Source organism: Pseudomonas salomonii (assembly GCF_900107155.1).
Lineage (GTDB): Bacteria > Pseudomonadota > Gammaproteobacteria > Pseudomonadales > Pseudomonadaceae > Aquipseudomonas > Aquipseudomonas salomonii.
Window position 1 is genome coordinate 217,385 of record NZ_FNOX01000007.1, and the last position, 17,879, is coordinate 235,263.

Below are 17,879 nucleotides of genomic sequence, written 5' to 3' on the forward strand. Positions count from 1 at the left end.
TCCCACATTAATTACTGCGTCAGGCTGGAGGTGCTTTGGCCTACTGCAAGTCCGGCGCGAATCGCGGCCAGCGCCGCCTTGTAATACGCCCGGCCTTCAGGCGACTCCGCAAACGTAGCGAATTCTTCCAGCTCCGGGTCGGACAAATCTCGGTAGACGTAAAGGAGCGTGTTGTTCAGGTCATTGCCGATCTGCTGCATCAGCCGCTCACGTTGGCCGTTCAACATGCCTTGCGCCTGACCGCCGCCCAACAGGCCGGGGATCATTTGGCTCAAGCTGTCGGCCGCCACGCCGGCAATCGCCAGGCTGACTTCCGCACCGGCTTCGCGGGCCGGCAGCGCCTGGGCCAGGTGGCCGATGATCAGGCTGCGGGTGGCGTCGGCTTCAATGTGCGGCAGGCCCTTGGCATTTTTCGCCAGTTGGTCGCGGCGCGTGGCCAGCAGTTCGGCGGCGACGATTTTGCGGCCCAATGGCGACTGGAAAAACGCCAGGGCCGGTTTCGGGTCCGTCAGGTTTTTGCGCAATTGTGCCTCGGCCCGCTGGTCGACGGCCTGGGCGGCAAAGCGTTTATTGCTGTTGTCCACCAGCGCCTGGTACACCGCCGGCGGCAGGCTATTGCGGTAGCGTTGCTGGGCGGCACTGAGGGCGTCATTGAAATGCGCACGTTGTTCGGCCCAGCCGGCGACCTTGTACAACTGGTCATGGCCGTCTGCCCAGGCGGGCAAAACGCAGAACATCAGCAAGGAAAAAAACAAACGACGCATAGGGACTCCTGTCAGTCGGCCACTATTGTCCGTGTCGGGCGTAGGATTTGTCGAGAAATCCTATCAGTCACCTGACTAAAGTGTGTTCAGACGCTCGGCGGCTCTGTCGGATTCATAGGCGTATGGATACTATGCGCGCCATGCAAATATCCCTCGAACACCCGCTGCTGCAACGCATCGTCGACGACCTGGCCGAAAAAGGTTGGTCGCAGCAGAACGGCTTCCTGCCCCAGGCTCTGACCCTGGAGTTGGCGGCTGAGTGCCGTAAACGTGCGGCTGAGGGTGAATTGGCTCCGGCGGCTGTAGGACGGGGACCCGCGCAGGAGATACGCGAGGGCATTCGCGGTGACCATATCCAGTGGCTGGAGGAGGGCGACGCCGCTGTCTGCGAGACCTACATGAGCGTGATGGACAGCCTGCGCCTGGCCATGAACCGCAGCCTGTTCCTGGGCCTGGAAGATTTCGAAAGCCACTTCGCGATGTACCCGCCAGGGGCGTTTTACCTCAAGCATCTGGACCGTTTTCGTGACGATGACCGGCGCATGGTCTCGGCGGTGGTCTATTTGAATGACGCCTGGTTGCCTGAGCATGGCGGCCAGTTGCGCATGTACCTCAAGGGCGGCGTGGAATACGATGTGGTGCCCACCGGCGGTAGCCTGGTGGTGTTCCTGTCGGGGGAGGTGCCCCACGAAGTCCTGCCCGCCACGCGTGAACGCCTGTCCCTGACCGGCTGGTTTCGCCGACGTGGTAACGAGCCGTTTTAACCATGGAAAAGATTCTGATCAGTCGCTGCCTGCTCGGGCACAAGGTGCGCTATGACGGTGGCGCCAGCGGCCCCTTCGATCAATTGGCGGCCTGGCAGGCCGAAGGCCGGGTGGTTGCGATCTGCCCGGAAGTGTCAGGCGGTTTGCCGACACCGCGGCCTCCCGCTGAGATCGCCGGCGGGCAGGGTATAGCTGTGTGGGAAGGGCGGGCGCAAGTGCTGACGGCCGAGGGCGAAGACTTCAGCGCCGCCTTCCTCGACGGCGCCCGCCAGGCTCTTGCGTTGGCGCAGCGGCATAACATCCGCATCGCGATTCTCAAGGCCAATAGCCCGTCCTGCGGCAACCTGCTGACCTATGACGGCACCTTCAGCGGCGTAAAGGTCAGCGGCGAAGGCGTGACCGCGGCGCTGCTCAAGCGCCATGGCGTGCGGGTGTTCAGTGAGCTGGAGTTGCCTGAGGCGGCACTGCATCTTTCAAGCCTTGCCTAGATCAAAATGTGGGAGCGGGCTTGCTCGCGAAAGCGGTGTGTCAGCTAGCAAATTAGTTGACTGACACTCCGTCTTCGCGAGCAAGCCCGCTCCCACAGTTGATCTAGGGTGCCTTCACGCCCGGCGTGTCGCCCTCAAACCACTTCTGCGTCAGCGCCTTCAAGCGGCCATCGGCCTTCACCCGCTGCAATGCATTGTCCAGGCTGCTTTTGAATGCCGGGTTGCCCTTTTGGAATGGAATGGCCAGCTCAGGTGTTTGCTTATAGGCCTCACTGAAATCGAACCGATCCTGCAGCGTGGCAGTCATAGCGATATGGTTGATGGCCACGTCGAACTTACCGCTTTCCACACCTGGCAACAGGTCGGCGTCATCGACGGTAATGAACGAGGGGCGAACCTCCATTTCCTTGGCTAACTGTTCACCCAACTCCACTTCAAAACCGGTTAGCTTGTCACCGTCCTTGAAGTTGTAAGGCGGGGTGTTGGCCTCCAGGGCGATGCGCAGTTCGCCGCGATCAAACACGTCATCGATCAGTTCGGCGTGAGCCAGTGGGCTCAACAGGGGCAGTAACAGTACAAGGCCAGGCACAAAGCGCATGGTCGCTCCTAAAGAATTTGTGCGTGCGAGGCGCCGTTGAGCATCGCTTGCTAGGGTGTTGAGTGCCTTGGACAGCAATTTGCCGCGAAGTTGTCATAACCCTACAGATTTCACCGTAAAACTGGAGAAGCGAATGAAAACCCTTTTGTCCCGTGCAACCCTGGCCAGCCTCTTGCTGGGTGCTTCGATGTTGGCCACAGCCGCTGACGGTATTCCGCGCAGTGCGCCACCGGAAGGCGCCAAAGTCTTTATCGTGTCGCCCAAAGACGGCGCCACCGTCGATAAAACCTTCACTGTGAAGTTCGGCATGGAAGGCCTGAAACTGGCGCCAGCGACCAGCCAGGACCCAGGTACCGGCCATCACCACCTGCTGATCGACCAGAAAGAACTGCCGGACGCCAGCGTGCCGATCCCGGCCACCGACACCGTGATCCACTACGGCAAGGCCCAGACCGATACCGAGCTGACCCTCACCCCAGGCAAACACACCTTGCAACTGGTAGCCGGCGACAAACTGCACATGCAGTTCAACCCGACTGTAGCCTCCAAAGTCATCACGGTTAACGTCAAGTAAGATTTGTTCAGACAAAAAAAGGGAGCCCCGAAAGGCTCCCTTTTTTGTGCAGCGTTCAAAGCGTTAGAACAACACGCGGCTACGAATGGTGCCGTTGATGTGCTGCAGCTTCTCTTGCGCCAGGTCCGAGTACTCGGCGTCGACGTCGATCACCACGTAGCCGACCTTCTCGTTGGTCTGCAGGAACTGACCGGAGATGTTGATGCCGTTTTCCGCGAAGACCTTGTTGATCTCCATCATCACGCCAGGAATGTTCTGGTGGATGTGCAGCAGACGGTGCTTGCCAGGGTGGGCCGGCAGCGCCACTTCGGGGAAGTTGACCGAAGACACCGAGGTACCGTTGTCGCTGTACTTGACCAGCTTTTCCGACACTTCCAGGCCGATGTTGGCTTGGGCTTCAGCGGTGGAGCCGCCGATGTGCGGGGTCAGGATCACGTTGTCCAGGCCACGCAGCGGGCTTTCGAAGATGTCGTCGTTAGAGCGAGGCTCTACCGGGAACACGTCGATAGCGGCGCCGATCAGGTGCTTGTCCTTGATCGCGTCAGCCAGGGCGTCCAGCTCAACCACAGTGCCGCGTGCCGCGTTGATCAGGATGCCGCCTTTCTTGATGGCGCGGATTTCCTTCTCGCCGATCATCCACTGGGTCTCAGCGGTTTCCGGTACGTGCAGAGTGACGATGTCGGACATGCCCAGCAGCTCGGTCAGGCTCGCCACCTGGGTGGCGTTGCCCAATGGCAGCTTGGTCAAGGTGTCGTAGAAGAACACCTGCATGCCTAAGCCTTCGGCCAATACCGACAGCTGCGTGCCGATCGAGCCGTAACCGACGATACCCAGCTTCTTGCCACGGATTTCGAAGGAGTTGGCCGCACTTTTGATCCAGCCGCCACGGTGGCAGGAAGCGTTTTTCTCAGGAATGCCGCGCAGCAGCAGGATCGCCTCGGCCAGCACCAGTTCCGCAACGGAACGGGTGTTGGAGTACGGTGCGTTGAACACCGCGATGCCGCGCTCGCGCGCAGCGTTAAGGTCGACCTGGTTGGTGCCGATGCAGAAACAGCCGACGGCCACGAGTTTCTTGGCGTGGTCGAAGATCTCTTCGGTCAGCTGAGTGCGGGAGCGAATGCCGATAAAGTGCGCGTCGGCGATCTTTTCCTTTAACTGGGCTTCCGGCAGAGAACTGGTGATGTACTCAATGCTGGAGTACCCAGCGGCTTTCAGTACGTCGACAGCCGATGGGTGGACGCCTTCCAGAAGAAGGAACTTGATCTTGCTCTTATCGAGAGAAGTCTTGCTCATCTGCGTAAACCTGTATCCCGGAGAAAAATGGCAGGGAATCGAGCAGTTAGTGCCTTGAATCAGTGCACAAGAGCTGACCCGGACGGCAGGAAAGCCGTCACCGCAGAAACGCCCTTGGGCTCTGTCCTGCGGGGGCGGTATGCTAGCATACGTGCCCCGCTAAACACCCATTCCTGCGACGTGAAGCGTTCTCAGGATGACCATGAATTGTTCGAGAGTTCCGTCGATGACCCATCCTGCCCTGATTGATGAGCTGAAGACCCTGGTTGAGCCCGGCAAAGTGCTGACCGATGCAGACTCCCTGGAGGCTTACGGCAAGGATTGGACCAAGCACTTCGCCCCCGCGCCGACCGCTATCGTGTTCCCCAAGACCATCGAGCAGGTGCAGGCCATCGTCCGTTGGGCCAATGAACACAAGGTGGCGCTGGTGCCATCGGGCGGGCGTACCGGCCTGTCGGCTGCTGCGGTGGCGGCCAATGGCGAAGTGGTCGTCTCGTTCGACTACATGAACCAGATCCTCGACGTGAACCTCACCGACCGCACCGCCGTGTGCCAGCCGGGCGTGGTCACCAAGCAACTGCAGAACGTCGCCGAAGAAAAAGGCCTGTACTACCCGGTGGACTTCGCTTCCTCGGGTTCGAGCCAGATTGGCGGCAACATCGGCACCAATGCCGGCGGGATCAAGGTGATTCGCTACGGCATGACCCGCAACTGGGTGGCCGGCATGAAAGTGGTCACCGGCAAGGGTGACGTGCTGGAACTGAACCGCGACCTGATCAAGAACGCCACCGGCTACGACATGCGCCAGCTGTTTATAGGCGCCGAAGGCACCTTGGGCTTTGTGGTCGAAGCCACCATGCGCCTGGACCGTGCGCCGAAAAACCTCACTGCGATGGTGCTCGGTACCACCGATTTCGACTCGATCATGCCGGTATTGCACGCGTTCCAGAGCAAACTGGACCTGACCGCCTTCGAATTCTTCTCCGACAAAGCCCTGGCCAAGGTCATGGGCCGTGGCGACGTGCCGGCGCCGTTTGAAACCGACTGCCCGTTCTACGCGCTGCTGGAGTTCGAAGCCACCACCGAAGAAGTTGCCAACCACGCCCTGGAAACCTTCGAGCACTGCGTGGAGCAGGGCTGGGTGCTGGACGGCGTGATGAGCCAGAGCGAAACCCAACTGCACAACCTGTGGAAACTGCGCGAGTACATCTCCGAGACCATTTCCCACTGGACGCCGTACAAGAACGACATTTCGGTCACTGTCTCCAAAGTGCCGGCGTTCTTGAAGGAAATTGATGCGATCGTCGGCGAACACTACCCAGACTTCGAAATCGTCTGGTTCGGCCACATCGGCGACGGCAACCTGCACCTGAACATCCTCAAGCCGGAAAACCTGAGCAAGGACGAGTTCTTCGCCAAGTGCGCTACCGTCAACAAGTGGGTGTTCGAGACCGTCCAGAAGTACAACGGCTCGATCTCCGCTGAACACGGCGTGGGCATGACCAAGCGCGATTACCTGACTTACAGCCGTTCCCCGGTTGAAATCGAATACATGAAAGCAGTGAAAGCGGTGTTCGACCCGAACGGGATCATGAACCCTGGCAAGATCTTCGCTGTTTAACCGCCCTGAAGGAGTCGTTTCATGAGCTACCAGCACAAGTATGTCGACGGCACCAACATCCACTTTCCCCTGGGCAAAGTGGTGTGCATCGGGCGTAACTACGCCGAACACGCCAAGGAACTGGACAACCCGGTGCCGACCGAACCGTTGCTGTTCATCAAGCCGGGCAGTTGCGTGGTTGCGCTGGAAGGCGGTTTCGCCATTCCAACCGAACGCGGATCGGTGCACTACGAAGCGGAAATCGCGGTGCTGATCGGCAAACCCTTGTCGACCAAACCCAGCCGTGAAGAAGTGCTGGATGCCATTTCCGGTTTCGCTCCGGCGCTGGATTTGACCCTGCGCGACAAGCAGGCCGAGCTGAAGGCCAAGGGCCTGCCGTGGGAAATCGCCAAGTCCTTCGATGGCGCCGCCGTGATTGCCCCCTTTGTGGTCAGCAGCACCTTTGCCGACGTGACCGATATCGGCATTCGCCTGACCATCAACGGCGAAGTGCGTCAGGACGGCAACAGCTCGCAGATGCTCAACCCGATCGTCCCGATGATCCAGCACATGGCCGGCTGCTTTTCGCTGCAGGCGGGTGATGTGATCCTCACCGGCACCCCGGCGGGTGTAGGTCCGTTGAATGTGGGCGATGAGCTGGTGCTGGAATTGGGTGGCGGTAGCCGCTTCGAAAGCGTCGTTCGCTAACAGATCGTTCCCACGCTCTGCGTGGGAATGCAGCCCTGGACGCTCTGCGTCTGCTCTTGAGGTCGTGACGCGGAGCGTCACAAGAGGCATTCCCACGCGGAGCGTGGGAACGATCATTTGACAGCTGTGGTTTTGCATTTTTTTCACACGCCATCCGGATAATCATCAGCCTCCTGCGCGCGGGCTTGTTGATCCTGTGCTATCACCTAAAGCTGACTCTGCGGAAAAGCGCTCAATGGCCGTGTCCCTGCCTACCCTGACTTCCAAGCCCCGTTCGCGTTTTGCCCTGCGTTGGTATTCCTGGCTGTTTCTGGTCGGGGCCATTGTTTACGGCATTGCCTGGGCGATGCACTGGGACGACCGTGGGGTGCTGTGGATCGCTGAGCGCTTCGAAACCCCGGCCGAACGCCAGGCCAGCGTCTGGCTGCCGGATTACCAGGCGGTGATCGATGGCAAATTGCTTCCGGGCATGGAAAAGGATGAGGCTTCGGACCTGTCCTACAACCCGCAGACCAAAACCCTGTTTTCCGTGATGGGCAAAAACCCCTTCCTGGTTGAGCTGAACCTGCAAGGCGATGTGCTGCGCAAGATGCCGCTCAACGGCTGGAGCAACCCGGAAGGCGTCACCGTGATGGAAAACGGCCTGATGGCCATTGTCGACGAGCGCATGCACACCCTGAGTGTGGTGAACGTCGACGCCAGCACTCAGCAACTGAACTATGCCGACGTCAAGCACTATGACCTGGGCCCCTCCAAGGACCAGAACAAGGCGTTTGAAGGTGTGACCTGGGACAAGCGCAACCAGCAGATCGTGCTTGGCGAAGAGCGCCCACCGGCGTTGTTCACCTGGAAAAGCGATGGCGCCACGCTGAACGGCGATAAGCAGAAGATCGCCAGCACCGAGCTGGACATGCGCAACCTCTCGGCCCTGGCCGTCGACCCGCGCACCGGGCATTTGCTGGTGTTGTCGGCCGATTCCCACCTGCTGCTGGAGCTGGACGAGCACGGCGAGCAAGTCAGCTTCATGACCCTGCTCGGCGGCTTCAATGGCCTGAAAAACACCATCCCGCGTGCGGAAGGCGTGACCATGGACGAAGCCGGCACCTTGTACATGGTCAGTGAGCCGAACCTGTTCTATCGTTTCGAGAAGCAGAAATAGCCGACGATTACGTCGGATACTTCGCTATCAGCGGCATTCGCCAGACAGTCGACTGCGTTTAAGTTTAAATTCAGACGGGCGTGATACTTATTCGCCACTTTTTGACTTTGAGCTTGCCTGATGCGTCGACTCGCCCGCCCCAAACCCGCGTTTTTTATCCTGTTGCTGCTCGCCCTGGTGATTGCCGGGGCGGTCGCGCAGAACTTTCGCTTGTTCGAGCGGGCCTGGTTCAACCTTCAAAACTGGCGCCATCCTGCCGATGAACGCTCCATTGGCCTGAATGATTACCGGGTCAGCCTGGAAGCCAAGGTCATCGAAGGGCTCGACGATGATGTCTCGGCCCTCACGTACGACCCGATACGCAAAAGCCTGTTTACGGTGACCAACAAAAACGCCGAGCTGATCGAGCTGTCGCTGGACGGCAGGATTCTGCGGCGTATCCCGTTGGTGGGCTTTGGCGATGCCGAGGCGGTGGAGTTCATCAGTGACAACATTTATGTGATCAGCGATGAAGCCCAGCAGCGGCTGATCAAGGTACACGTGAATGACGACACCCAATTTCTCGATGCTGCCGATGCGGAGCAAATGACCTTGGGCGTGCATATCGGGGGCAACAAAGGTTTCGAGGGGCTGGCATACGATTCGGTGGGCAAGCGCCTGTTCGTGGCCAAGGAGCGCGACCCGATGCTGATTTACGAGGTGCACGGGTTTCCCCATTTCAAACCGGAAAAAACCTACTCGGTGCATGTGATCAACAACCCCAAGCGCGATGCCGGGCTGTTTGTGCGCGACCTGTCGAGCCTGCAATACGACGAGCGCAGCGGGCATTTGCTGGCGCTGTCGGATGAGTCGTTTCTGGTGTTGGAGCTGGACATCGACGGTCGCCCGTTAAGCAGTCTTTCCCTGCTTAATGGGCGCCATGGCCTGAAAAAACGCGTGCCTCAGGCCGAAGGGATCGCCATGGATGACGAGGGCTCGCTGTACCTGGTCAGCGAGCCGAACCTGTTTTACGTGTTCAAAAAGCCCTGATCAAAACATCCATTGCACGCCCAGGGAGTAGCCGGTCTGGCTGCCCTCGGCATGCCCAAGGCGGCTGTTGACCTCGGCGTACACACCCAACTGCGGGGTGATCGCCAACTGGCTGCCGATTTGTGCGCGGCCAAAGCTTTTGTCCACGGAACCCAGCTTGGCGGTGCGCGCCTGGCCATCGGCGCGGGCGGTCAATTGCAGGTCATCGAGGCGCCCGTCAGCCAGTTCCTTGACCCAGGCGATGTCGCCGTAAGGCAGCAGGCTCAAGCCATAGGGCAGGGCGACGGCGCCGCGCACGCGCCAGCCGAGGCTGGCTTCCAGAGAGTCGAAAGACTGTTCTTCGTACTCCAGCGCCGTGCGCAGGTTCTGTTTCTCGTGGAACTTGTCGATGCGCGAGTGGCTGTAATCCACTCCGGCAAACGGCCCGCTCTTGATCGCGCCGAAGTCGAAGTCATAACCGCCGAGTACGCGCGCGCCCAAGGACAGCGCGTCGGTGTTGCCGCTCAGTTGCTGATTGAGCAGCACCGGCCCGCCGTTGGCCTGGATCAGCAGGTTGCGCTTGGCCTCGAAACGCGTATGGCCGACGCTCAGGTCACCCGCCAGCCAGCTTGGCCCGCCATCGTTGAGCAAGGCATAGACCGCGGCCTGCCAGGTGTCGCTGTCGAGTTTGCCGCGTTGCTCCAGCTTGTCACGACCATTGAGGTAGCTGAGGCTGGCGCCGATGTTCAGGCTGGAGGTGAGCTGATAGTCACCCAAGGCGTGCACGCCCAGGCGTCGGGCGTCACGGTTGAGCGAGCTGTCGAAGCCGCTGTCCGGGGTGTATTCGCCGTCCATGCCGATTTCGCCGTCGAAGCTTCCGACCTCACGGCTGGCCGCTTGCAAGGTCAACCAACGGCGATCATGCAGGCGCACCATGGCCTGATGCTGGCGTTGCAGGTTGTCCTGCATATTGCGCGCAACGGCGCCGCCCGAGGCGGTCGAGGCCAGCAGGTCGGCGTTGGTCAGCTCCAGCACCAGGCGGCTGAGCAGGCGCGAGTAGTCGCGCAGGCGCTGGTCGATGCGTGCCTGGCCGAAAGCGTTGGTGAGCACGGTTTTGTTGTCTTCTGCCGGGTCGTGCCAGGTGGAGCCACCGGGGATTTTCGGGTTGTTGGTCTGGGTGTAGCCGTCCAGATCGCCCAGCTCCCAGTTGGTGGCTTCGACATACAAAATCGGGATCTTCAGCGGTTCGAACGGCTCGCCATCACTGCAGCAGCCGGTGCCTTTGGGGTATTGCGGGTCCAGGCCGGGGTTGGTGAACAACGGGATGTTCAATTCCCTGGCGATCTGGAAGGTGTGTTCGCGCAGCGATGTCAGCGCGGGGTTGGCGGTGCTGTTCTGGCCGGCGTGGGCGTACATCATGTCGCCGGTGATCAGGCTGTCGAGGTTGATCATCGCCAGCATGTTCGCGCGTTGGCTGGCACTGAGTGAGTCGACAAAGGCCTTGGAGCCGCGCAGGCCTTCTTCTTCGGCGCCGAAGGCGACCACTTGCAGGCCGTTTTCCAGCTGCAAACCGCCAAGGTTCTTCGCCACTTCGGTCAGCACGCTGGCGCCGGAGCCGTTGTCGTCCAGGCCTTGCAAGGTCGGGCGGCCAAAGTAGGTGTCGAAGTGCGCGCCAATCACCACGTATTGCGCTTTAGTGCCGGCAGCATAGGCCACCACGTTTTGCGAGGCGCGGGTGCCGTTGTTCCAGGTGAAGTTCTGGCGATTGAGGCTGTAGGCCGACCCCATCTGGCTTTGCATCCAATCCGCCGCGCCGGCGAAATTGGCCGTGCCGCGATACCGGCCGGGGTAATCGTTGATCAGCTTTTCCAGGGTGGTATTGGCGTGCTGGCCGTAATCATAGGCCTGGGTTTGCGCCGACAGCAGGCTGCCGACCACGCTGATCGCGAGGACTAGGGGCTTTATCACAAGGTCTTCCTTGAGGTGATTGAGGTTTTCCAGCCCAGACCCTTTGCACAATGCGCGCCTCATTCCCTGGGCGAGCGCGAAGTGGCGCATTGTTAAACGCGTGGGTCGCCTGGCTGTAATTTGTAACGGATTTGATACCAATAAAGGCGTGGGATGCCGTGACGTGGCGCACGGTTTTGGCGAGGGGTGCTGCGAAAAGTAGCGGTTTTGTTACATGGAGACCGAGTCGAGCACAAATCAAAATGTGGGAGCGGGCTTGCTCGCGAATGCGTTGTGTCAGCCAACTGATCTGGCACTGATACACCGCATTCGCGAGCAAGCCCGCTCCCACACAAGCCCTGTCTTCACAGGAAATTAGCGCTGAGTTTTAGGCCTTGAGGGTTTTGACGCCTTCAGAAGTACCCAACAGCAACACATCCGCCGGACGCGCCGCGAACAGGCCATTGGTCACCACGCCAACGATCGCATTGATCTGCGTCTCCAGCTCCACCGGGTTGGTGATCTGCATGTTGAACACATCAATGATGATATTGCCGTTGTCGGTCAACACGCCTTCGCGGTACACCGGGTCGCCGCCCAGTTTCACCAGCTCGCGGGCCACGTGGCTGCGGGCCATCGGGATCACTTCCACCGGCAGCGGGAAGGCGCCGAGTACCGGCACCAGCTTGCTGGCGTCGGCGATGCAGATAAAGGTCTTGGCCACGGCCGCGACGATTTTCTCGCGGGTCAGGGCTGCGCCGCCGCCTTTGATCAGGTTCAGGTGCTCATCGCTTTCATCGGCGCCGTCGACGTAGAACTCCAGGTCGCTCACGGTATTGAGCTCGTACACTGGAATGCCATGGCCTTTGAGGCGCGCGGCGGTGGCTTCGGAGCTGGCCACGGCGCCATCGAATGCACCCTTGTGCTGGGCCAGCGCGTCGATAAAGCAGTTGGCGGTGGAGCCGGTGCCGACACCGACGATGCTTTTATCGTCGAGTTTAGGAAGGATTAAATCGACGGCGGCTTGGGCCACTGCCTGTTTGAGTTGATCCTGGGTCATGCGGGCTCCGGAACGGGCGGGGAGTTATCGAGGGCGGCGAGTATAACCCAACAAAACCTCGGGATTCGTGTGGTCGCCCGGCCAAAAGCCGGGTTAGACTCCTTGGCCCTGCCCAACTCGCCCAGTGATTCCCGCCGATGCTTGAACAGTACGTCAAAAAGATCCTTACCTCGCGCGTTTACGACGTTGCCGTAGAAACCCCCTTGCAGACCGCTCGCCAGCTCTCCGAGCGGCTGGGCAACAAGGTCTGGCTCAAGCGTGAAGACTTGCAGCCGGTGTTCTCGTTCAAGATTCGCGGCGCCTACAACAAGCTGACCCAACTGAGCGCCGAAGAACGCGCGCGCGGTGTGGTCACGGCTTCTGCGGGCAACCACGCCCAGGGCCTGGCCCTGGCGGCCAAGGTGCTGGGGGTCAAGGCCACCATCGTGATGCCCAAGACCACCCCGGAGATCAAGGTTGAAGGCGTGCGCTCCAGGGGCGGCAAAGTGGTGCTGCACGGTGATTCCTTCCCGGAAGCCCTGGCCTACTCGCTCAAACTGGTCGACGAAAAAGGCTACGTTTACATTCACCCTTACGATGATCCACACACCATTGCCGGGCAGGGCACCGTGGCGATGGAGATTCTGCGCCAGCACCCTGGGCCTTTGGACGCGATTTTCGTACCCGTGGGCGGCGGCGGCCTGATCGCCGGGATTGCGGCGTACGTGAAATACCTGCGCCCGGAGATCAAGATCATCGGCGTCGAGCCGGACGACTCCAACTGCCTGCAAGCCGCCATGGCCGCAGGCGAGCGCGTGGTGCTACCGGCCGTCGGCATCTTTGCTGATGGCGTGGCGGTAGCGCAGATCGGCCAGCACACCTTTGATATCTGCAAAGACTATGTAGACGAAGTGATCACCGTCAGCACCGACGAAATCTGCGCGGCCATCAAGGACATCTACGACGACACCCGCTCCATCACCGAGCCTGCGGGCGCGCTGGGCGTGGCGGGCATCAAGAAATACGTGGAAACCCGTGGCGTGACCGGGCAGACCCTGGTGGCCATCGACTCCGGCGCCAACGTCAACTTCGACCGCCTGCGCCATGTGGCCGAGCGCGCCGAGCTGGGTGAAGGCCGCGAAGCCATCATCGCCGTGACCATCCCCGAGCAGCCCGGCAGCTTCAAGGCGTTCTGCGAGGCCGTGGGCAAGCGCCAGATCACCGAATTCAATTACCGCTACCACTCCGGCCGCGAGGCGCACATCTTCGTGGGTGTGCAGACTCATCCGGAAAACGACCCGCGCAGCGCCTTGATCGCCAGCCTCACCAGCCAGGGCTTCCCGGTGCTGGACCTGACCGAAAACGAGTTGGCCAAGTTGCACATTCGCCATATGGTGGGCGGGCATGCGGCCAAAGTCAGCGACGAGCTGGTGTTTCGCTTCGAGTTCCCCGAGCGTCCCGGCGCGCTGTTCAACTTTCTTAACAAATTAGGCGGGCGCTGGAACATCTCGATGTTTCACTATCGCAACCACGGCGCGGCCGACGGCCGTGTGGTCGCAGGCTTGCAAGTGCCGGCGGACGAGCGCCACCTGGTGCCGGCCGCGTTGGCAGAAATCGGCTACCCGTACTGGGATGAGAGCGAAAACCCGGCTTACCAGCTGTTCCTCGGTTGAGCGACTACGCTGACTGGGCGGCCTTTAAGGAATCAAGACCATGGAAACACTGACCACCCTCAAGGTTATCCACATCACCGCCACCGTGTTGCTGTTGCTCAGCGGCCTCGGGCTGGCGGTACTGGCCTGGCGCAAACGCAGCGCCGGCCCGACGGTTACCGTGCAGCGCCCGTGGGCGTTCGTGTGGTTGCTGATGGGGGTTTGCGTGGTCAGCATGCCGTTCACCGGCTGGTGGCTGGTGCACCTGCTCGGCTGGCCGCTGGGGCAAACCTGGATTTTGGGTTCCAGCATTCTCTACACCGTGGCGGCACTGGCGTGGTGTTGGCTGGTGGCGCGGCTTAATCGCCTGCGTAAGGGCGAGGGCGGTAGCCTGAATTTCACCCTGGTGCTGGCGGTGGTCAGCCTGGTGGGGTTTGTGGCGATTGCCGGGTTGATGGGCGCCAAGCCGGTTTAAGGCTTTAGACCGCGTCGGCTTCATCGCAGGCAAGCCAGCTCCCACATGTTGATCTGTGAATACATCCAAAGTGTGGGAGCTGGCTTGCCTGCGATGGCGTCATCAACTGCGCAGGGTAATCACCGGCCAGCCACGCTTCTCGGCTTCAGCGCGTAAATTCGGATCCGGGTCCACCGCCACCGCATGCGCTACCTGCTCCAGCAACGGCAAATCATTCATCGAATCGCTATAGAAGTAGCTGTCTTCCAGGCTGTACCCGGTTTCTTCCAGCCAGCGGTTCAAGCGCGTCACTTTGCCTTCGCGAAAGCACGGGATATCAGTGCTGCGCCCGGTATACCGGCCATTTTCCATCTCGCACTCAGTGGCGATCAGGGTTTCAACCCCCAGCGACTCGGCAATCGGCGCGGTCACGAAGCGGTTGGTGGCGGTGATGATTACCAGTTTGTCACCGGCAGCGCGGTGCTTGGCCAGCAGCTCGGCGGCGAGCGGCAGCATCAGTGGGGTGATGCAGTCGCGCATGAAGTCGCGGTGCCATTCGTCCAGTTGGGCCATCTCGGTGCGGCCGAGTATTTCCAGGCTGAAGTTCAGGTAGGCGGCGTTGTCGAGTTTGCCGGCCAGGTAATCCTGGTAGAACTCGTCGTTGCGGGCTTTGTAGGCCACCGGGTCAAGAATCCCACGCTCACAGAGGTAATCGCCCCACGCGTGATCGCTGTCACCGCCGAGAAGCGTGTTGTCCAAGTCGAATAAAGCCAGGCGCATTGCAGTTACTCGCTGAAAAGTCTGTAAAAAGGCGTCCAGAATACGGTCTTTTCACAAGAGTGCACATAAGGTAAGAAGCCTCGTTGCCGCTGGAACAACCTTTGTGGAACAATGCGGCGACATGCGTTTGCGAGGTTGTTGCCGTGATCGACCCCGATGGTTTCCGTCCTAATGTCGGGATTATTCTTACGAATGATGCCGGACAGGTGCTATGGGCTCGCCGAATCAACCAAGATGCCTGGCAGTTTCCTCAAGGTGGAATCAACCCCGACGAAACCCCTGAAGACGCCTTGTACCGTGAGTTGAATGAAGAAGTCGGCCTTGAGCGCGAAGATGTGCAAATTCTGGCCTGTACCCGTGGCTGGTTGCGCTATCGTTTGCCGCAACGCCTGGTGCGTACCCACAGCCAACCGCTGTGCATCGGCCAGAAGCAGAAATGGTTTCTTTTGCGCCTGATCTCCAACGAGCAGCGGGTGCGGATGGATTTGACCGGTAAACCGGAGTTCGATGGCTGGCGCTGGGTCAGCTATTGGTACCCGTTGGGCCAGGTGGTGACATTCAAGCGCGAGGTTTATCGTCGCGCTCTCAAAGAGCTTGCCCCGCGCCTTTTAGCGCGCGACTGACGACGGAGTTCGACCCCGAGCCATGCTCAATACGCTGCGCAAGATCGTCCAGGAAGTTAACTCCGCCAAGGATCTCAAGGCGGCGTTGGGGATTATTGTGTTGCGCGTCAAGGAAGCCATGGGCAGCCAGGTCTGCTCGGTTTACCTGCTGGACCCAGAGACCAACCGTTTTGTGCTGATGGCCACCGAGGGCTTGAACAAGCGCTCCATCGGCAAGGTCAGCATGGCGCCCAATGAAGGTCTGGTGGGCCTGGTGGGGACGCGTGAAGAACCCCTGAACCTTGAAAACGCGGCCGATCACCCGCGTTATCGCTACTTTGCCGAAACCGGCGAAGAGCGCTACGCCTCGTTCCTCGGCGCGCCGATTATTCACCACCGCCGCGTTGTTGGCGTGTTGGTCATCCAGCAAAAAGAGCGTCGCCAGTTCGACGAAGGTGAAGAAGCCTTCCTCGTGACCATGAGCGCGCAGCTTGCCGGGGTTATTGCCCACGCCGAAGCGACGGGTTCGATCCGTGGCCTGGGCCGTCAGGGCAAGGGCATCCAGGAAGCCAAGTTCGTCGGCGTGCCAGGTTCGCCGGGCGCTGCGGTCGGTACGGCCGTGGTCATGCTGCCACCGGCCGACCTCGATGTGGTGCCGGACAAGACCGTCGATGACATCGACGCTGAAATCAAACTGTTCAAGACCGCCCTGGAAGGCGTGCGCGCCGACATGCGCAACCTCTCGACCAAGCTGGCCACGCAACTGCGCCCCGAAGAGCGCGCGCTGTTCGACGTGTACCAAATGATGCTCGACGACGCGTCCCTGGGTAACGAAGTCAAAACCGTGATCAAGACCGGCCAGTGGGCCCAGGGCGCGCTGCGCCAGGTGGTCACCGATCACGTCAACCGTTTCGAACTGATGGACGACGCCTACCTGCGTGAGCGCGCCTCGGATGTGCGCGACCTCGGCCGCCGCCTGCTGGCCTACCTGCAGGAAGACCGCACCACCAACCTGGTCTACCCCGACAACACCATCCTGATCAGTGAAGAACTGACTGCCACCATGCTCGGCGAAGTGCCCGAAGGCAAACTGGTGGGTTTGGTGTCGGTACTGGGTTCGGGTAACTCCCACGTCGCGATCCTGGCTCGAGCCATGGGTATTCCGACGGTGATGGGCCTGGTGGACCTGCCGTATTCCAAGGTCGACGGCATCGACATGATCGTCGACGGCCATCGTGGCGAAGTCTTTACCAACCCCAGCGAGCTGCTGCGCAAGCAATACGCCGAGGTGGTGGAAGAAGAGAAACAACTGGCGCTGGGCCTCGACTCGCTGCGCGAGCTGCCGTGCGTCACCCTCGATGGCCACCGTGTGCCGCTGCTGGTCAACACCGGCTTGCTGGCCGATGTGGCCCGTGCGCAACAGCGCGGCGCTGAAGGCGTGGGGCTGTACCGCACCGAAGTGCCGTTCATGATCAACCAACGGTTCCCGAGCGAGAAGGAGCAGCTGGCGATTTATCGCGAGCAATTGTCCGCCTTCCACCCGTTGCCGGTGACGATGCGCAGCCTGGACATCGGCGGCGACAAGTCACTGTCGTATTTCCCGATCAAGGAAGATAACCCCTTCCTTGGCTGGCGTGGTATTCGTGTAACCCTCGACCATCCTGAAATTTTCCTCGTCCAGACCCGCGCCATGCTCAAGGCCAGCGAAGGCCTGAACAACCTGCGCATCCTGCTGCCGATGATCTCCGGCACGCACGAGCTGGAAGAAGCGCTGCATCTTATCCACCGCGCCTGGGGCGAAGTGCGCGACGAAGGCGCCGACGTGCCGATGCCACCGATTGGCGTGATGATCGAAATCCCGGCGGCGGTGTACCAGGCCAAAGAACTGGCACGGCAGGTGGACTTCCTGTCGGTCGGCTCCAATGACTTGACCCAATACCTGCTGGCCGTGGACCGCAACAACCCACGGGTGGCCGATCTCTACGATTACCTGCACCCCGCCGTGCTGCAAGCCCTGCAGCATGTGGTGCGCGACGCCCATGCCGAAGGCAAGCCGGTGAGCATCTGCGGCGAAATGGCCGGTGACCCGGCGGCGGCGGTGCTGTTGATGGCAATGGGCTTTGACAGCTTGTCGATGAACGCCACCAACTTGCCGAAGGTGAAGTGGATGCTGCGCCAGGTGGAACTGAGCATGGCCAAGGACTTGCTGGCGGAGTTGATGACCATCGACAACCCGCAGGTTATCCACAGCTCGCTGCAACTGGCGTTGAAGAACCTGGGGCTGACGCGGATGATCAACCCGGCTTCGGCGAAAACCCTCTAACTGATCGTTCCCACGCTCTGCGTGGGAACGCATCCAGTGACGCTCCGCGTCACGCCCTCAAGAGCGGACGCAGAGCGTCCAGGGCGGCATTCCCACGCAGAGCGTGGGAACGATCAATAAGCGCCA

Annotated in this window: 17 protein-coding genes; 11 read left to right on the forward strand and 6 right to left on the reverse strand. The window is 60.5% G+C overall.

The window, feature by feature from the left end:
- Positions 1 to 11: 11 nt before the first annotated feature.
- On the reverse strand, positions 12 to 764 hold the full coding sequence (locus BLV67_RS17520; RefSeq protein ID WP_065931809.1) for a DUF2059 domain-containing protein: 753 nt from the start codon (positions 762 to 764) through the stop codon (positions 12 to 14).
- 131 nt (positions 765 to 895) lie between these two features.
- On the opposite strand from BLV67_RS17520, the gene BLV67_RS17525 reads away from it, so the two are divergent.
- Together BLV67_RS17525 and BLV67_RS17530 are read left to right on the forward strand one after the other, a co-directional pair.
- A complete protein-coding gene (locus BLV67_RS17525) occupies positions 896 to 1,528 on the forward strand; it encodes a 2OG-Fe(II) oxygenase (RefSeq protein ID WP_026013871.1) in 633 nt (210 codons plus the stop codon).
- A gap of 2 nt (positions 1,529 to 1,530) precedes the next feature.
- Complete coding sequence (locus tag BLV67_RS17530) at positions 1,531 to 2,016, forward strand: 2-thiouracil desulfurase family protein (RefSeq protein WP_068931556.1); 486 nt, start codon at positions 1,531 to 1,533, stop codon at positions 2,014 to 2,016.
- A 103-nt stretch (positions 2,017 to 2,119) separates the two neighbouring features.
- Here the strand turns inward: BLV67_RS17530 and BLV67_RS17535 are convergent, their stop codons facing one another.
- The gene (locus tag BLV67_RS17535; RefSeq protein ID WP_065931807.1) at positions 2,120 to 2,614 is read right to left on the reverse strand and encodes a transporter substrate-binding domain-containing protein; all 495 of its coding nucleotides are present in this window, start codon (positions 2,612 to 2,614) and stop codon (positions 2,120 to 2,122) included.
- A 133-nt stretch (positions 2,615 to 2,747) separates the two neighbouring features.
- Here BLV67_RS17535 and BLV67_RS17540 point away from each other — a divergent pair, with 133 nt between their 5' ends.
- The gene (locus tag BLV67_RS17540) at positions 2,748 to 3,188 is read left to right on the forward strand and encodes a DUF4399 domain-containing protein (protein ID WP_069787087.1); all 441 of its coding nucleotides are present in this window, start codon (positions 2,748 to 2,750) and stop codon (positions 3,186 to 3,188) included.
- Positions 3,189 to 3,251: 63 nt separating this feature from the next.
- Here the strand turns inward: BLV67_RS17540 and serA are convergent, their stop codons facing one another.
- Positions 3,252 to 4,481 carry a phosphoglycerate dehydrogenase gene (serA, locus tag BLV67_RS17545; protein ID WP_065902258.1) on the reverse strand — a complete coding sequence of 410 codons (1,230 nt, stop codon included), beginning with the start codon at positions 4,479 to 4,481 and terminating at the stop codon, positions 3,252 to 3,254.
- Positions 4,482 to 4,707: 226 nt separating this feature from the next.
- Between serA and BLV67_RS17555 the strand changes: the two genes are divergently transcribed.
- From BLV67_RS17555 to BLV67_RS17570, 4 genes are all read left to right on the forward strand, one after another.
- A complete protein-coding gene (locus BLV67_RS17555) occupies positions 4,708 to 6,102 on the forward strand; it encodes an FAD-binding oxidoreductase (RefSeq protein WP_065912281.1) in 1,395 nt (464 codons plus the stop codon).
- Between the two features lie 21 nt (positions 6,103 to 6,123).
- Positions 6,124 to 6,789 (forward strand): fumarylacetoacetate hydrolase family protein, encoded by a 666-nt coding sequence (locus BLV67_RS17560; RefSeq protein ID WP_017139509.1) that lies wholly within the window; start codon positions 6,124 to 6,126, stop codon positions 6,787 to 6,789.
- A 235-nt stretch (positions 6,790 to 7,024) separates the two neighbouring features.
- Complete coding sequence (locus BLV67_RS17565) at positions 7,025 to 7,948, forward strand: SdiA-regulated domain-containing protein (RefSeq protein WP_069787086.1); 924 nt, start codon at positions 7,025 to 7,027, stop codon at positions 7,946 to 7,948.
- A gap of 120 nt (positions 7,949 to 8,068) precedes the next feature.
- The gene (locus BLV67_RS17570) at positions 8,069 to 8,977 is read left to right on the forward strand and encodes an SdiA-regulated domain-containing protein (protein WP_065912277.1); all 909 of its coding nucleotides are present in this window, start codon (positions 8,069 to 8,071) and stop codon (positions 8,975 to 8,977) included.
- On the opposite strand, the gene BLV67_RS17575 is transcribed toward BLV67_RS17570, so the two are convergent.
- Together BLV67_RS17575 and rpiA are read right to left on the reverse strand one after the other, a co-directional pair.
- The gene (locus BLV67_RS17575) at positions 8,978 to 10,924 is read right to left on the reverse strand and encodes an autotransporter domain-containing protein (RefSeq protein WP_069787149.1); all 1,947 of its coding nucleotides are present in this window, start codon (positions 10,922 to 10,924) and stop codon (positions 8,978 to 8,980) included.
- Positions 10,925 to 11,291: 367 nt separating this feature from the next.
- The gene (gene rpiA / locus BLV67_RS17580) at positions 11,292 to 11,963 is read right to left on the reverse strand and encodes a ribose-5-phosphate isomerase RpiA (RefSeq protein WP_005792336.1); all 672 of its coding nucleotides are present in this window, start codon (positions 11,961 to 11,963) and stop codon (positions 11,292 to 11,294) included.
- Positions 11,964 to 12,100: 137 nt separating this feature from the next.
- Between rpiA and ilvA the strand changes: the two genes are divergently transcribed.
- Together ilvA and BLV67_RS17590 are read left to right on the forward strand one after the other, a co-directional pair.
- Positions 12,101 to 13,615, forward strand: coding sequence for a threonine ammonia-lyase, biosynthetic (gene ilvA, locus BLV67_RS17585; protein WP_065912273.1), 1,515 nt, complete (start codon positions 12,101 to 12,103; stop codon positions 13,613 to 13,615).
- A gap of 40 nt (positions 13,616 to 13,655) precedes the next feature.
- On the forward strand, positions 13,656 to 14,069 hold the full coding sequence (locus BLV67_RS17590) for a DUF2269 family protein (protein WP_069787085.1): 414 nt from the start codon (positions 13,656 to 13,658) through the stop codon (positions 14,067 to 14,069).
- Between the two features lie 102 nt (positions 14,070 to 14,171).
- Here BLV67_RS17590 and BLV67_RS17595 read toward each other — a convergent pair whose 3' ends face one another.
- Positions 14,172 to 14,828 (reverse strand): histidinol-phosphatase, encoded by a 657-nt coding sequence (locus tag BLV67_RS17595; protein ID WP_069787084.1) that lies wholly within the window; start codon positions 14,826 to 14,828, stop codon positions 14,172 to 14,174.
- Positions 14,829 to 14,971: 143 nt separating this feature from the next.
- Between BLV67_RS17595 and BLV67_RS17600 the strand changes: the two genes are divergently transcribed.
- The gene (locus BLV67_RS17600) at positions 14,972 to 15,451 is read left to right on the forward strand and encodes an RNA pyrophosphohydrolase (protein WP_003176750.1); all 480 of its coding nucleotides are present in this window, start codon (positions 14,972 to 14,974) and stop codon (positions 15,449 to 15,451) included.
- Between the two features lie 22 nt (positions 15,452 to 15,473).
- Positions 15,474 to 17,753 (forward strand): phosphoenolpyruvate--protein phosphotransferase, encoded by a 2,280-nt coding sequence (ptsP, locus tag BLV67_RS17605; RefSeq protein ID WP_017139499.1) that lies wholly within the window; start codon positions 15,474 to 15,476, stop codon positions 17,751 to 17,753.
- The last annotated feature ends 126 nt before the right edge of the window (positions 17,754 to 17,879 follow it).

Bases quoted from the DNA above. Each gene is read 5' to 3' on its own strand.
- BLV67_RS17520 (WP_065931809.1), bottom strand. From the start codon at position 764: ATGCGTCGTTTGTTTTTTTCCTTGCTGATGTTCTGCGTTTTGCCCGCC.
- BLV67_RS17525 (WP_026013871.1), top strand. From the start codon at position 896: ATGCGCGCCATGCAAATATCCCTCGAACACCCGCTGCTGCAACGCATC.
- BLV67_RS17530 (WP_068931556.1), top strand. From the start codon at position 1,531: ATGGAAAAGATTCTGATCAGTCGCTGCCTGCTCGGGCACAAGGTGCGC.
- BLV67_RS17535 (WP_065931807.1), bottom strand. From the start codon at position 2,614: ATGCGCTTTGTGCCTGGCCTTGTACTGTTACTGCCCCTGTTGAGCCCA.
- BLV67_RS17540 (WP_069787087.1), top strand. From the start codon at position 2,748: ATGAAAACCCTTTTGTCCCGTGCAACCCTGGCCAGCCTCTTGCTGGGT.
- serA (WP_065902258.1), bottom strand. From the start codon at position 4,481: ATGAGCAAGACTTCTCTCGATAAGAGCAAGATCAAGTTCCTTCTTCTG.
- BLV67_RS17555 (WP_065912281.1), top strand. From the start codon at position 4,708: ATGACCCATCCTGCCCTGATTGATGAGCTGAAGACCCTGGTTGAGCCC.
- BLV67_RS17560 (WP_017139509.1), top strand. From the start codon at position 6,124: ATGAGCTACCAGCACAAGTATGTCGACGGCACCAACATCCACTTTCCC.
- BLV67_RS17565 (WP_069787086.1), top strand. From the start codon at position 7,025: ATGGCCGTGTCCCTGCCTACCCTGACTTCCAAGCCCCGTTCGCGTTTT.
- BLV67_RS17570 (WP_065912277.1), top strand. From the start codon at position 8,069: ATGCGTCGACTCGCCCGCCCCAAACCCGCGTTTTTTATCCTGTTGCTG.
- rpiA (WP_005792336.1), bottom strand. From the start codon at position 11,963: ATGACCCAGGATCAACTCAAACAGGCAGTGGCCCAAGCCGCCGTCGAT.
- ilvA (WP_065912273.1), top strand. From the start codon at position 12,101: ATGCTTGAACAGTACGTCAAAAAGATCCTTACCTCGCGCGTTTACGAC.
- BLV67_RS17590 (WP_069787085.1), top strand. From the start codon at position 13,656: ATGGAAACACTGACCACCCTCAAGGTTATCCACATCACCGCCACCGTG.
- BLV67_RS17595 (WP_069787084.1), bottom strand. From the start codon at position 14,828: ATGCGCCTGGCTTTATTCGACTTGGACAACACGCTTCTCGGCGGTGAC.
- ptsP (WP_017139499.1), top strand. From the start codon at position 15,474: ATGCTCAATACGCTGCGCAAGATCGTCCAGGAAGTTAACTCCGCCAAG.